The organism is Streptococcus mitis (assembly GCF_047464965.1).
Taxonomy (GTDB): domain Bacteria; phylum Bacillota; class Bacilli; order Lactobacillales; family Streptococcaceae; genus Streptococcus; species Streptococcus mitis_DU.
Genome location: NZ_JASHAT010000001.1, coordinates 147,169 through 161,616 on the forward strand (window position 1 = coordinate 147,169; position 14,448 = coordinate 161,616).

Consider the following 14,448-nt stretch of genomic DNA (forward strand, 5'->3'; position numbering starts at 1 on the left):
ACCACGTCAGCGTCGCCTTACCGTATATATGTTACTGACTTCGTCAGTTCTATCTACAACCTCAAAGCAGTGCTTTGAGCAACCTACGGCTAGCTTCCTAGTTTGCTCTTTGATTTTCATTGAGTATAAATCAGCCATAAAGAAAACCTATCACAGAGATAGATATCATATAATGGCGCAAATGGTCTTTTTCTGTTAAGATTATAAGGTATTCTATTTTGGAGGAAATGACATGAAAAAAATCGTTAAATACTCATCTCTTGCTGCCTTAGGCCTTGTTGCTGCAGGTGTGTTAGCAGCTTGTTCAGGTGGTGCTAAGAAAGAAGGAGAAGCAGCTAGCAAGAAAGAAATTATCGTTGCAACCAATGCTTCACCAAAACCATTCAACTATGAAGAAAATGGTGAATTGACTGGTTATGAAATTGAAGTGGTTCGCGCTATCTTTAAAGACTCTGACAAGTATGATGTCAAGTTTGAGAAGACTGAGTGGTCAGGTGTCTTTGCAGGACTTGATGCTGACCGTTACCAAATGGCCGTTAACAACATCAGCTACACTAAAGAACGTGCTGAAAAATACCTTTACGCAGCGCCAACCGCTAAAAACCCTAACGTTCTTGTAGTGAAAAAAGATGATTCTAGCATCAAATCGCTTGATGATATCGGTGGAAAATCAACAGAAGTTGTTCAAGGGACAACATCTGCTAAACAGTTAGAAGACTACAACAAACAACACTCAGATAATCCAACTGTCCTTAACTATACTAGAGCTGACTTCCAACAAATCATGGGACGTTTGAGCGATGGCCAGTTTGACTACAAGATTTTTGATAAAATCGGTGTTGAAACAGTTATCAAGAACCAAGGTTTGGACAACTTGAAAGTTATCGAACTTCCAAGCGACCAACAACCTTACGTTTACCCACTTCTTGCCAAAGGTCAAGATGAGTTGAAAACATTTGTAGACAAACGCATCCAAGAACTCTACAAAGACGGAACCCTTGAAAAATTGTCTAAACAATTCTTCGGAGACACTTATCTACCAGCAGAAGCTGATATTAAATAATTTCTTGAAATCATCCATTCTGAGTAAGGTGGGTGATTTCTCAATTTTTAGTGATATAGTTTTAAGCTATATATCTGACTATCTAATAACAATTTGTGAAATCAAACAAATTGTGAGATACTAGTACGGTATTATTTTTAAGGAGAAAGAATCATGAAAATTAAAAAATGGCTTGGTGTAGCAGCCCTTGCTACAGTCGCAGGTTTGACTCTTGCAGCTTGCGGAAACTCAGAAAAGAAAGCAGATAATGCAACAACTGTTAAAATCGCAACTGTTAACCGTAGCGGTTCTGAAGAAGCTCGTTGGGATAAAGTCCAAGAATTGGTTAAAAAAGACGGTATTACTTTGGAATTTACAGAGTTCACAGACTACTCACAACCAAACAAGGCAACTGCTGATGGCGAAGTAGATTTGAACGCTTTCCAACACTATAACTTCTTGAACAACTGGAACAAAGAAAACGGAAAAGACCTTGTAGCGATTGCAGATACTTACATCTCTCCAATCCGTCTTTACTCAGGTTTGAATGGAGGCGACAACAAGTACACTAAAGTAGAAGACATCCCAGCAAACGGAGAAATCGCTGTACCGAACGATGCTACAAACGAAAGTCGTGCGCTTTACTTGCTTCAATCAGCTGGCTTGATTAAATTGGATGTTTCTGGAACTGCTCTTGCAACAGTTGCTAACATCAAAGAAAATCCAAAGAACTTGAAAATCACTGAATTGGACGCTAGCCAAACAGCTCGTTCATTGTCATCAGTTGACGCTGCTGTTGTAAACAATACCTTCGTTACAGAAGCAAAATTGGACTACAAGAAAGCTCTTTTCAAAGAACAAGCTGATGAAAACTCAAAACAATGGTATAACATCATCGTTGCGAAAAAAGATTGGGAAACATCACCTAAGGCTGATGCTATCAAGAAAGTAATCGCAGCTTACCACACAGATGAAGTGAAAAAAGTTATCGAAGAAACATCAGACGGTTTGGATCAACCAGTTTGGTAATAAGAAACAGGGAGGTGGGAGAGAAAATTCCACCTCTTGATTTTGTATAGAGCATGGATTGTCAGGAAGAGTAGTTCATAGAAAGGTAGAGAGAATATGGTTTTTCCTAGCGAACAAGAACAAATTGAAAAATTTGAAAAGGATCATGTGGCCCAGCATTATTTTGAAGTTTTGCGTACCTTGATTTCTAAGAAATCAGTCTTTGCCCAGCAGGTGGGTCTCAAAGAAGTTGCCAACTATCTGGGTGAGATTTTCAAGCGTGTGGGGGCTGAAGTGGAGATTGATGAGACTTATACGGCGCCTTTTGTCATGGCACATTTCAAGAGTTCGCGTCCAGATGCCAAGACCCTGATTTTCTATAACCACTATGACACTGTGCCAGCGGATGGGGATCAGGTCTGGACAGAGGATCCCTTTACGCTTTCGGTGCGCAATGGCTTCATGTATGGGCGTGGGGTTGATGACGACAAGGGTCATATCACAGCTCGTTTGAGTGCTTTGAGAAAATACATGCAGCACCACGATGACCTGCCTGTCAATATCAGTTTTATCATGGAGGGAGCGGAGGAATCGGCCTCGACAGACCTAGATAAGTATCTGGAAAAACATGCGGATAAACTCCGTGGGGCAGATTTGTTGGTCTGGGAACAAGGGACCAAAAATGCCTTGGAACAGCTAGAAATTTCTGGTGGAAATAAAGGGATTGTAACCTTTGATGCCAAGGTAAAAAGTGCTGATGTGGATATCCATTCGAGTTATGGTGGGGTTGTGGAATCAGCTCCCTGGTACCTCCTTCAAGCCTTACAGTCTCTTCGTGCAGCAGATGGCCGTATCTTGGTTGAAGGTTTGTACGAAGAAGTTCAAGAGCCGAATGAACGAGAATTGGCCTTGGTGGATACCTATGCCCAACGAAATCCAGGGGAAATCAGCCAGATTTATGGTTTGGAATTGCCTCTTTTACAAGAGGATCGTGCAGCCTTTCTAAAACGTTTCTTTTTTGAACCAGCCCTTAATATCGAAGGGATTCAGTCAGGTTATCAAGGACAAGGAGTTAAAACGATTTTGCCAGCAGAAGCCAGTGCTAAGCTAGAGGTTCGTTTGGTTCCTGGTCTAGAACCGCATGATGTTCTGGAAAAAATTCGGAAACAGCTAGACAAAAATGGCTTTGATAAGGTAGAATTATACTATACCTTGGGAGAGATGAGCTATCGAAGCGATATGAGCGCACCAGCCATTCTCAATGTAATCGAGTTGGCCAAGAAATTCTATCCACAGGGCGTTTCAGTCTTGCCGACGACAGCAGGGACAGGGCCTATGCATACGGTCTTTGATGCCCTAGAGGTGCCAATGGTGGCCTTCGGTTTAGGGAATGCCAATAGCCGAGACCACGGTGGAGATGAGAACGTGCGAATCGCCGATTACTACACCCATATTGAATTAGTAGAGGAGCTGATTAGAAGCTATGAGTAGAGATATTATCAAGTTAGATCAGATCGATGTGACTTTTCACCAAAAGAAGAGAACCATCACGGCGGTCAAGGATGTGACCATTCACATCCAAGAAGGGGATATCTACGGAATCGTTGGATATTCTGGAGCAGGGAAATCAACCCTTGTGCGGGTGATTAACCTCTTGCAAAAGCCATCTGCGGGCAAAATTACCATTGATGACGATGTGATTTTTGATGGTAAGGTCACCTTGACGGCAGAGCAGTTGCGTCGTAAACGTCAAGATATCGGAATGATTTTCCAGCATTTCAACCTGATGAGCCAAAAGACAGCAGAGGAGAATGTAGCCTTTGCCCTTAAACATTCTGGACTCAGTAAGGAAGAAAAGAAGGCTAAAGTAGCTAAGTTGTTGGACTTGGTTGGCTTGGCAGACCGTGCTGAAAATTATCCTTCACAGCTATCTGGAGGGCAAAAACAGCGTGTGGCCATTGCGCGTGCCTTGGCAAATGATCCAAAAATCTTGATTTCAGATGAGTCAACTTCTGCCCTTGACCCTAAGACAACCAAGCAGATTTTGGCCTTGTTGCAAGATTTGAACCAAAAATTAGGCTTGACTGTTGTCTTGATTACGCATGAAATGCAGATTGTCAAAGACATTGCCAACCGTGTGGCAGTTATGCAGGATGGACATTTGATTGAGGAGGGTAGTGTTCTTGAAATCTTCTCAGACCCTAAACAACCTTTGACTCAAGACTTTATCTCAACAGCTACAGGTATTGACGAAGCCATGGTCAAAATCGAGAAGCAAGAAATCGTGCAACATCTGTCTGAAAACAGTCTTTTAGTGCAACTCAAGTATGCAGGTGCTTCAACAGACGAGCCACTTTTGAATGAATTGTACAAGCATTACCAAGTAACGGCTAATATCCTCTATGGAAATATCGAAATTCTCGATGGTACTCCTGTTGGAGAATTGGTTGTGGTACTGTCTGGTGAAAAAGCAGCGCTAGCAGGCGCTCAAGAAGCCATTTGTCAAGCAGGCGTACAACTAAAAGTATTGAAGGGAGGACAGTAAGATGGAATCATTGATTCAAACCTATTTGCCAAATGTCTATAAGATGGGTTGGGCTGGTCAAGCAGGCTGGGGAACAGCCATCTACTTAACCCTCTATATGACAGTTCTTTCTTTCATCATCGGAGGGTTCTTGGGGCTAGTGGCAGGTCTTTTCCTTGTTTTGACAGCGCCAGGTGGTGTCTTGGAAAATAAGGTCGTTTTCTGGATTTTAGATAAGATTACCTCTATTTTCCGTGCGGTACCATTTATCATTCTCTTGGCAGTCTTGTCACCCTTCTCCCATCTAATCGTAGGGACAAGTATCGGGCCAAATGCGGCTATTGTACCCCTATCTTTTGCGGTCTTTGCCTTCTTTGCCCGTCAAGTGCAGGTTGTCTTGGCTGAGCTAGATGGTGGTGTTATTGAGGCGGCTCAAGCTAGCGGAGCGACATTCTGGGATATCGTAGGTGTTTACCTATCAGAAGGCCTTCCAGATTTGATCCGTGTGACGACTGTAACCTTGATTTCCCTTGTTGGTGAAACAGCTATGGCTGGTGCGGTTGGAGCTGGTGGTATTGGTAACGTGGCCATCGCTTATGGATTTAACCGCTACAATCACGATGTGACCATCTTGGCAACCATCATTATCATTTTGATTATCTTTGCAATCCAATTCTTGGGAGACTTCTTGACCAAGAAATTGAGCCATAAATAAAAAAGAGCTAGGCCATCTGTACATCAATTCATAGGAGTTGTCGTTATAGTCAAGACTTAAAATTCTCTGTACTAGCTGCTATCAACCGTTACTTTTAAGAGTAAGAGAGTTAAGAATTGTGGGGAGTCAATATGCAAAATCTGGGAGAAGTTTTTAAAGAATTGAGAAAGAGTCGAAATGTATCTCTACAGGAGGCGACGGGAGGAGAGTTTACTTATTCCATGCTGAGCAAATTTGAGCGTGGAGAAGCAGAATTATCTTCTATGAAATTGATTACTGCCTTAGATAACATTAACTCTGATTTGAATGAATTTATGTACTTGGTACGTGGTTTTTCTCAGAAAAAGTTTTTGGCTTTTCAAGAAAATCTCTGGGAACTATATGATAGAGAAGGGATTGATTCTCTCCATTCCTTGTATGAAGAGACGACTCAAAAGTATAGATTAAGTGGTGAAAAGAGCTATCTTTTACAAATGATTCGTATCAAAAGCCTTCTTGTGTTTTTTGATTCAGAAATAAGAGCAACGGATGAAGAACTGACTTTTCTCTACGACTATTTTTTTACTATTGATATCTGGGGAAATTATGAATTGGAACTATTTTCAACGATTTCTACTTTGTTTCCTCTGCCCCTCTATTTTAAATATTCTAGGGAGATGTTACAAAAGACGGATTTATTAGGCTCTTTACCGAGTAACAAAGTTGGTATTGACACTATTTTGATTAATGGACTCTTTAAAGCGATAGAGGAAAAGGATAAATTAAAAGCAGACTATTTTGTTTTTCAGATTGAAAAACGAGATTTACCAGAATCTCAAGCTTATCTAAAAATCATTTATATGATTGCTAAAGGGTATTATGATACTATTTTTAAAGTAGAAAATAAGGGGCTTGAAAAAATCCAAAGAGGCATTACAATCTTACAAGATTTAGAGTATGTAGATGGTGCAAGATATTATGAAAACTATTTTGCAAATCAGCTTTCAAATAAAGATTTGTAATATATTCTCATTACATCGACCGATGAAAAATAAATAGCCTTGTAGATGGATTGATAATTAGTAGTATCTAGGCGCTAGAGTTTCTATTTTCAGAAAAAATATATTACAAAAAAGTGGGGAGACCCGCTTTTTTTGTTATACTGGCTTCAATAGAATACTCTTTGAAATGTGAGAAAGGCCTGCTATGAACCTATTTTTAAAACATCATTTATTTAGAATACTGACCTTATCAAGGTTTTTGAGCTCAAGTGGAGCTTATATTTATAATCTGGTATTTATCGTTTATGCTGCGAGTCTACCCTTTAAAAATATAGCAGTATTTATGGCGAATATGATTACGATTTTACCTTTTCTATTTACTTTTTATGTTGGGATGAAGGCTGATCATACTCGGAATAAAGCAGGGACAATTATCTGGGTTGGTTGTGTGCAAAGTCTGCTATTTCTTTTGATTGCTAGTGTGATTCATGACCAGAACTTTGTAACGTTTGCTTTTATCTGTATGGTTAATATCTGTTCAGATGTTTTATCAGATTATACAGCAGGCCTGCGTATGCCGATTATCCAGTATAATATTTCGGAAGATAGGCTCTATGAAGCTTATTCCTTTACTCAGTTTGTTTCCTATTTATCAAATCTAGGAGGTCAAGCCTTAGGAGTGTGGTTACTCACAACAAGCCACCAAAATTTTTCTTTTGTTGCAATTATGAATGCTGGCTTCTTTTTACTATCTTCTCTTATTTTGTTCAAAAATAGAAGAGAATTGACGTATTTGTCTGTAACGGTAGAGAATGAGTCGATTCGTTTACTTCAACAAGTTAAGGCAATCTATGCGGACATGGATGATATCTTTAGACAGAGAGAAAGTAAATCATTGCTTAAAATGATCCTTGTCATTTTGGTGATGAATACTTTGGGGGGAGCTGTTGGAGGTATTTATCACTTTTACTTATTAGATCATACTATATATCATCTCAGCTATGCTCAAGCCCTATTTTTAATTGAATGTGTTAGCTTGGGAGGAGCTATTCTTGGTAGCCTAACCCCCCATGATTATTTTGGAAAATTGTCGTTTTCAAGTTTGCTATCGCTCAATGCAAGTCTGTTTGTATTACTTGCTACTGCTAATATTTTAGATTTTTCTCCTCTAGTAGGTGTTGCCTGCTTAGCCTTTGTCATGTATTTGATGTCGAAATCAATGCCTAAATTAGATGCTCTGTTATTGTCTAATTTGAGTGCGGATGTATTAGCTAGAAGTAATAATCTCTTGAGTATGATTTTTTCCCTAACATTACCCTTGGGGATGTCTGTATTTTCCTTCTTAGCTTTACAAGATATCAGGCTTTGTTGGTGGGTGTTTTTGGTAGTGAGTGTGATAGGGTTGATTTTATCACTAGAAAAAAGAAGTTTTTCGGGTAAAAAATTTTAACCTAGGAAAATCAGGCTTACTAGAAGGCCTTCCAGATTTGATCCGTGTGACGACTGTAACCTTGATTTCACTAGTCGGTGAAACAGCTATGGCTGATGCGGTTGGAGCTGGTGGTATCGGTAACGTAGCCATCGCTTATGGATTTAACCGCTATAATCACGATGTGACCATCTTGGCAACCATCATTATCATTTTGATTATCTTTGCGATCCAATTCTTGGGAGATTTCTTGACCAAAAAATTGAGCCATAAATAAAAAAGAGCCGCCTGGCTCTTTTTTAGTAATCAGATTTTCTGTGCCAATTTTTTACTCAAGGTTTGTCCAATTAAGGCACCCACTAGGGCTCCGATGACAATACTTGCTATAAATAGAAGGATGGTTCCAGGGTTTGGCGCGACCATGATACGGTCGATATATTCTTGGGATTTTCCTCTTGCTAGAAGGGTTGCCATATAGGCTTTGGGCGCAATCCACATGATTAGGATTGGTCCTGATGTGCTAAAAGCAAAGAGAATGAAAGAAAGGAAGTTCTTTGTTTGGTCCTTGTATTTTCCGAGGCTAGCTACTGCATCTGCTAGGAGACCACAGATAATTCCAGGAAGGAAGGCACCAGCACCGTGTTTAGTTCCCAAGAAAAAGAGGGCAATGACAAGGCCGATAGTGGTAATGGCTCCAAAGCGCGGAACTTTTGCGACTAGGATCATATAGACGCTACCGCCGACAAGGGCAGTAAAGGCAGGCGCATAAAACATGTTTCCAGCTTGGTCAAAGAGATTGCCCAAAAGGACACCAATCCCCATGCAGAGGAAGTAAAGAACTGCAAAAAGCAGTGTAGTTAAGATAGATTTTTTCATGAATTGTCTCCTGATAATTTTTTCACAATTCTCATTGTACCACGGTTTGATGGGATTGTAAATGGATACTAGAAGTTTTTGAAAACGCTTGAAATATGATATAATAGTTTCATAGTTATTTTTAGGGGGATATCATGGGTAGATTTTTAGACTTTGTCTTTAATCGTTTCTTTTTAGGGATGATTGCGACAGCCTTCTTTTGGCTACTAACCTTGGTGGGAGGGATTATCCTTGGTCTAGCGCCGGCTAGTGCCACCTTGATGAGCCTGTATGCAGAACATGGTTATAGCTTTCGGGAATACAGTTTGAAGGAGGCTTGGTCTCTTTATAAGCAAAATTTCGTCTCAAGCAACCTGATTTTCTATAGCTTTTTAGGGGTGGATCTAGTTTTGGTCTATGGCCTGTATCTCTTGGTTCAATTGCCTCATCAGACTATTATTCATTTGATTGCGACCTTTTTGAATGTTCTAGTAGTTGCCCTGCTGTTTTTGGCTTATACAGTATCTTTGAAATTACAAGTTTATTTTGACTTGTCTTATCGAAATAGTCTCAAACTATCCTTAATTGGCATCTTTATGAGCTTAGCGGCTGTGGCCAAGGTTCTCCTTGGGACAGTGCTACTTGTGGCAATTGGTTACTATATGCCTGCCCTACTTTTCTTTGTAGGAATTGGGATGTGGCATTTCTTTATCAGTGATATGTTGGAACCGGTCTATGAAAGTATCCATGAAAAATTGGCGACAAAATAGAATGAAGCAGTTTTGGCTACATACGCTTCTAAGAACCTACAGTTCAGTTATGATGATTATTATTGCGAGTTTTGCAATCTTACTCTCTTACGCTGACTGGGATTCACGGGAAAAGGAAGCTCAAAGAGTAGCCCAGCGTGTAACCACTCGAACAGTCGAAGAGGTGGAATATTATTATCGCGAGTCAGCCCAGCTAGCGCAAGATTTAGTAGCCAATCAAGACCGTATACAAGGGGTTTATAAGTACTTTAGCCTGTCAACTTCTGAATATTTTTATTGGCTGTTGGAGCATCAAGCAGCTTCGTCAACTTCTATTTCTCTGTATGAAAATATCGATGACCTGTATGTTCAGAATGACTATATAACGGGTGTTGCAATCGTCTTGCAGGACTTTAAAGAAGTCTATGTTTCGAGCAGAAATGAGAGAGGTGGTCATTCGGTACTTGCGGAAGGCTTTAAACCAGAGGCCAATAGTTTTGGAATTCCAGTTCTGGACCCAGCAACGGATCAATCTATAGGAGTGATTTACATCTCCTTGGATCCAGAAGTTTTATACCATGCTATTGACAATACCCGAGGTCATATTCCGATGGCTGTTACTGTGACATCACCATTTGATACGGAGATTTTTCATATTGGTGAGAGGGTCAATAGGGAACATGAGAACTGGTTTGTTGGTATGACTTCTCATGGATATCAGGTTCAGGTGGCAGTTCCTAAAAACTTTGTTTTACAAGGAACAGTGGCTAGCTCTGCTTTGATTGTGGGTTTGAGCCTTCTCTTTATTGTCATTCTCTATCTGACTTTGAGGCAGACTTTTGCTAATTATCAAAAGCAGGTAGTGGACCTGGTGGATTCCATCCAAGCTATTGCCCAAGGACAAGAAGGTCTTCGCATTGATACGCTTGAAAAGGATCAGGAATTGCTCCTAATCGCGGAGACGACCAATGATATGTTGGATCGCTTGGAAAAGAATATCCATGATATTTATCAGTTAGAGCTTAGTCAAAAAGATGCCAATATGCGGGCCTTGCAGGCGCAAATCAATCCTCATTTTATGTATAATACGCTGGAGTTCTTGCGCATGTATGCAGTTATGCAAAGTCAAGATGAGTTGGCAGATATCATTTATGAATTCAGTAGTCTTTTGCGTAACAATATTTCCGACGAAAGAGAAACTCTTCTCAAACAGGAATTAGAATTTTGCCGTAAATACAGCTATCTCTGCATGGTACGCTATCCCAAGTCCATTGCCTATGGTTTCAAGATAGATCCAGAGTTAGAGAATATGAAGATTCCTAAGTTTACCTTGCAACCGCTGGTAGAAAATTATTTCGCGCATGGTGTTGACCACAGACGGACAGATAATGTGATTAGCATCAAGGCGCTTAAACAGGATGGTTTTGTAGAAATTTTGGTGGTCGATAATGGCCGCGGAATGTCGGTTGAAAAACTGACAAGTATTCGAGAAAAATTAAGTCAGAGACATTTTGAACACCAAGCCAGTTACAGTGATCAAAAGCAATCTATCGGGATTGTCAATGTCCATGAGCGTTTTGTGCTCTATTTTGGGGACCGCTATGCTATTACTATAGAGTCTGCGGAGCAAGCAGGTGTTCAGTATCGCATTACAATTCAAGATGAGTAGAAAGGGAGAAAATGTATAAAGTATTATTAGTAGATGATGAGTACATGGTGACAGAAGGTCTGAAACGTTTGATTCCCTTTGATAAGTGGGATATGGAGGTCGTCGCAACAGCCAGTCATGCCGATGAAGCCCTAGAATATGTTCAAGAAAATCCTGTCGATGTGGTCATTTCCGATGTCAATATGCCCGACAAAACAGGGCTTGATATGATTCGAAAGATGAAAGAAATTTTACCAGATGCTGCCTATATCCTGCTCTCAGGTTATCAGGAGTTTGATTATGTCAAAAAGGCTATGAACCTCAAGGTTGTAGATTATTTGGTCAAGCCTGTTGATAAAGTAGAGTTGGGAAATCTGCTGGAGAAGATTGCAGGTCAGCTCGGCGAGAGAGGAAAGAAAAGTCAGACCCTCAGTCAAGATTTAGACGAGGCTGGATTTGTTAGTTATTTAGGGGATAAGGAGGATTGGTGGATAGGCCTATCCAAGGAAAAACAAGGCTCCTTCACCATTCCTTACTATGTCTTGGGACAAGACTGGCAGATTTTTATTTCTGATCAACCCCTAGATGGTTTAGTCGTTACTCCCTTTGAAGCTCCTTATCAAGAACACTTTGAACGCTGGAAGCTGAATGCTGAGAAAGCCCTCTTTTACGGCTCTGTAAATCTACAACAGTCTGAGAGTCTCTTTACCTATTACGAACCGATTTATAGGGTTATCATTCAGGGGAATCTCAATCAAATCGTTGAAGAGTTGAACCTTTTGGAGAAGGTGGTTCTTGAAAATACGCCGCGTGTTCCGATTACCAAACAGCTTTTTATCCAGTTTGTCATGGATGTCTTCCACTTGTTTGAACATCTCAAAGCTGATGATATGACGGACATTGTCAAAACCATTCATGCTATTCAAACCTTCGATGAATTGGTTCTTTATATCAAGGAAACTCTGACCCGATTCTTTGGGCAATATCGTATGAATGAGAATGTGGTCAGTGTTCTGGAAGTTATTGGGCGTGATTATCAGAAAGAACTTTCTCTCAAGGATATCAGTAAGGATCTCTTTATCAATCCTGTCTATCTGGGGCAGTTGATTAAGCGAGAAACCAATTCGACCTTCGCTGAATTGCTCAATAAACAACGTATTAAGGCTGCCCAGCAACTTTTGCTTTCAACCAGTGACAGTATCGAAGACATCTGTTATGCGGTTGGTTACAGTAACGTTGGATATTTCTATAAAGTTTTCCGAAAATTGTGCGGAAAATCGCCAAAAGCCTACCGAAAACAGGTAGAAACTACACTATAATATTTGTATCCCTTTACAAAAAGTGCTATAATATCGATAATAATATCAGGAGGTTCTATTATGAAAAAGAAACCAATTTATCTATGGGTCTTGCTAATCTTGTCTGCTCTTATTTCAGCTATGTCTCTGTTTGGAATGTTGAGTCCTTTACCTAGTAAAGAAGCCCTTCGTGCCGCTCAGAAACAAGTTGCAGGGGTCAGTGCTCAGCAATTAGAAGACCAGCTTAATTACACCTATAGAGTAGCAGAATCAACTCATTCTATTTTTAATATGGTCTTGATTGTGCTATCTGCTATTTTAGTGGTAGTAGCTATTGTCTTCCTTGTTCGTAAGAATTTGCAATATGCAAACTATACTTATGTCGGCTATGTTTTGCTAGCCATTATTGGTTCGATTTATAGCTATGTGACTTTACAAGATGCTGTGCAGTTAGTTCACGATGAGACCATGCGTTTAGGGATAAGTGTTATTTCACAAGCCGTTAGCATTCTCTATATCGTCATCAATGTTCTCTTCCTAGCCCTTGTCTTCTATAAGATGTGGCGTCAGCAAAAAGCCTTGGCAGAAGAAGAGGAAACAGAAGAACTTGCCTAAGTATTGACAAAAAATAACTATCAAGTTACAATCTTGGTAGTTATTTTTCGATTATAGATAAAATCATGGAGGTACATATGAAGATAATTTCTTTAGTTTATATCAGTCTGAGCGGTAATACCGAGAGTTTTGTGACACGCTTGAAAGACTATCTCTTGTCCCAGTACGAGGGAATTGAGGTTCAAAAGATTCATATCAAGGATTTGGTCAAGGAAGGCCGCGATTTCTATGAGATGGATAATCCTTATGTTGCTTTTTTGCCGACCTACCTAGAAGGTGGGAATGGCGTGGATAACGGAGATGTCGAGATTTTGACGACACCAGTGGGGGATTTTATCGCCTATGGTGACAATGCTAGTAAGTGTTTTGGTGTAGTTGGTTCAGGAAATCGTAACTTTAATAACCAATACTGCCTGACAGCCAAGCAATACAGTCAACGTTTTGGTTTCCCTGTATTGGCTGACTTTGAAATGCGAGGCATGCTGGAAGATATCAAACGTGTCGCAGCTATTATCGCAGATTTGTATGAGTTGGAAAGTTAAGCTTAGGCTTGGCTTTTTTTATCCTAGGCAGTTTTATCAGAACTCTTACTTTCTATGCTCCAAGAGTTGATTGATATGGTCTACTTTTTTTGATGCTCTTTTATAGGAAATAGTCCAAATGATGAGGTAGACAATCGCAAACTCGATAATGAGTTGGAGATAGAAGATCCAGTGGAAGGGGAACCAACCTGCTAGGGTCGCTAGTGGGACAAAGCCAGCCAGCATAAGGAAGAAATGGGTCAGAGTGGCACGGAGCATGCTCCAATCACGGCTGAATAAGCGGTTGCCAAAGTTGAAGAGAATACCGATAGCTGCCCAGATCAGTGTGCAGTAGAGCAAGACCAAGGCACCGTGAACCTGATGTTGAGCCATCACTTGGCCGATGAGAGAGTCGGAACTTAGTGGTGCGTAGGTATTTGGTGCATAAATGAGTGAAAAGATGATAGAGAGGATGAGGCCGATAAGAACACCAGCAGCAGCATCGTGAAATACTTGTTTTTTCATAGTTCTAATTTCTCCTTGATGGTTTTTAGGTAACGGCGTGAAGAGTAGGTGAAGCTTTCGTTTTTTAGAAAGATTTCTACCAGACCGTTGGGGGTGAGCTTGAGATGAGAGATGGAGTTGATATTGATGATTTCTGATTGGGAAATTTGGATAAAATTGGTTGGTAAGATTTCAAGGACTTGATAGAGTCGTAAGTCAATGGTGTAGGTCTGACTAGCTGTTTCTGCTAGAACCTTCCGATTCTCTATATAGAAGCGTTGAATCTTGCCAATCTCAACTAGATAGACCTGATCATCGATTTTCCCTTTGATTTTTTCTTTTTGGTCAAGATTTTCTGCGAACTCGATGACTTTCTGGACTTTATCTGTCGGCTGAGGTGCTTGGACAATCAGTTTTTCTTCCTTGTAAGTCTCACTAATCTGTAGTTCTACTTTCATAAATTTCTCTCCTTGTTTTTCATACAAAATTAATCTCACTTCTTGTACATCTTTATTAATACTCTTCAAAAATCAAATTCAAACCACGTCAGCGTCGTCTTG

The 14,448-nt window shown here is 40.2% G+C and carries 15 protein-coding genes and 1 pseudogene; 13 read left to right on the plus strand and 3 right to left on the minus strand.

Going from position 1 to position 14,448, the window contains the following annotated elements:
* Positions 1-232 precede the first annotated feature (232 nt).
* From QM408_RS00725 to QM408_RS00760, 8 genes and pseudogenes are all read left to right on the plus strand, one after another.
* Positions 233-1,063, plus strand: a complete 831-nt coding sequence (locus QM408_RS00725; protein ID WP_020901826.1) for an amino acid ABC transporter substrate-binding protein — start codon at positions 233-235, stop codon at positions 1,061-1,063.
* A gap of 153 nt (positions 1,064-1,216) precedes the next feature.
* On the plus strand, positions 1,217-2,071 hold the full coding sequence (locus tag QM408_RS00730; RefSeq protein ID WP_414373243.1) for a MetQ/NlpA family ABC transporter substrate-binding protein: 855 nt from the start codon (positions 1,217-1,219) through the stop codon (positions 2,069-2,071).
* A gap of 96 nt (positions 2,072-2,167) precedes the next feature.
* On the plus strand, positions 2,168-3,541 hold the full coding sequence (locus tag QM408_RS00735; RefSeq protein WP_000231807.1) for a M20 family metallopeptidase: 1,374 nt from the start codon (positions 2,168-2,170) through the stop codon (positions 3,539-3,541).
* Positions 3,534-4,595 carry a methionine ABC transporter ATP-binding protein gene (locus tag QM408_RS00740; protein WP_033682440.1) on the plus strand — a complete coding sequence of 354 codons (1,062 nt, stop codon included), beginning with the start codon at positions 3,534-3,536 and terminating at the stop codon, positions 4,593-4,595. Before QM408_RS00735 ends, QM408_RS00740 begins: the two co-directional genes overlap by 8 nt.
* Before the next feature lies 1 nt (position 4,596).
* Positions 4,597-5,289, plus strand: a complete 693-nt coding sequence (locus QM408_RS00745) for a methionine ABC transporter permease (protein WP_000444647.1) — start codon at positions 4,597-4,599, stop codon at positions 5,287-5,289.
* 131 nt (positions 5,290-5,420) lie between these two features.
* Positions 5,421-6,290 carry a helix-turn-helix domain-containing protein gene (locus tag QM408_RS00750; RefSeq protein WP_265471184.1) on the plus strand — a complete coding sequence of 290 codons (870 nt, stop codon included), beginning with the start codon at positions 5,421-5,423 and terminating at the stop codon, positions 6,288-6,290.
* 184 nt (positions 6,291-6,474) lie between these two features.
* Positions 6,475-7,719, plus strand: coding sequence for an MFS transporter (locus QM408_RS00755; protein WP_265485312.1), 1,245 nt, complete (start codon positions 6,475-6,477; stop codon positions 7,717-7,719).
* 16 nt (positions 7,720-7,735) lie between these two features.
* Positions 7,736-7,975: pseudogene (locus QM408_RS00760) on the plus strand (ABC transporter permease); the annotation flags it as partial.
* 29 nt (positions 7,976-8,004) lie between these two features.
* On the opposite strand, the gene QM408_RS00765 reads toward QM408_RS00760, so the two are convergent.
* On the minus strand, positions 8,005-8,574 hold the full coding sequence (locus tag QM408_RS00765) for an MptD family putative ECF transporter S component (RefSeq protein ID WP_261116690.1): 570 nt from the start codon (positions 8,572-8,574) through the stop codon (positions 8,005-8,007).
* Between the two features lie 134 nt (positions 8,575-8,708).
* On the opposite strand from QM408_RS00765, the gene QM408_RS00770 reads away from it, so the two are divergent.
* The 5 genes from QM408_RS00770 to nrdI all read left to right on the plus strand — a co-directional run bounded on the left by QM408_RS00770 (position 8,709) and on the right by nrdI (position 13,405).
* Positions 8,709-9,323: a YesL family protein gene (locus QM408_RS00770; RefSeq protein ID WP_084928753.1), complete on the plus strand. Its 615-nt coding sequence runs from the start codon at positions 8,709-8,711 to the stop codon at positions 9,321-9,323.
* Positions 9,301-10,971 carry a sensor histidine kinase gene (locus QM408_RS00775; protein ID WP_371483340.1) on the plus strand — a complete coding sequence of 557 codons (1,671 nt, stop codon included), beginning with the start codon at positions 9,301-9,303 and terminating at the stop codon, positions 10,969-10,971. Before QM408_RS00770 ends, QM408_RS00775 begins: the two co-directional genes overlap by 23 nt.
* Positions 10,972-10,982: 11 nt before the next feature.
* Positions 10,983-12,269 (plus strand): response regulator transcription factor, encoded by a 1,287-nt coding sequence (locus QM408_RS00780; RefSeq protein WP_265485310.1) that lies wholly within the window; start codon positions 10,983-10,985, stop codon positions 12,267-12,269.
* Between the two features lie 60 nt (positions 12,270-12,329).
* Positions 12,330-12,863 (plus strand): ABC transporter permease, encoded by a 534-nt coding sequence (locus tag QM408_RS00785; RefSeq protein ID WP_049546851.1) that lies wholly within the window; start codon positions 12,330-12,332, stop codon positions 12,861-12,863.
* Positions 12,864-12,940: 77 nt separating this feature from the next.
* The gene (gene nrdI / locus QM408_RS00790) at positions 12,941-13,405 is read left to right on the plus strand and encodes a class Ib ribonucleoside-diphosphate reductase assembly flavoprotein NrdI (RefSeq protein ID WP_049546850.1); all 465 of its coding nucleotides are present in this window, start codon (positions 12,941-12,943) and stop codon (positions 13,403-13,405) included.
* A 45-nt stretch (positions 13,406-13,450) separates the two neighbouring features.
* Here nrdI and QM408_RS00795 read toward each other — a convergent pair whose 3' ends face one another.
* Both QM408_RS00795 and QM408_RS00800 read right to left on the minus strand, forming a co-directional pair.
* Positions 13,451-13,909 (minus strand): DUF3021 domain-containing protein, encoded by a 459-nt coding sequence (locus QM408_RS00795; protein WP_049546849.1) that lies wholly within the window; start codon positions 13,907-13,909, stop codon positions 13,451-13,453.
* Positions 13,906-14,346, minus strand: a complete 441-nt coding sequence (locus QM408_RS00800; protein WP_020902676.1) for a LytTR family DNA-binding domain-containing protein — start codon at positions 14,344-14,346, stop codon at positions 13,906-13,908. Before QM408_RS00800 ends, QM408_RS00795 begins: the two co-directional genes overlap by 4 nt.
* Positions 14,347-14,448: the final 102 nt, after the last annotated feature.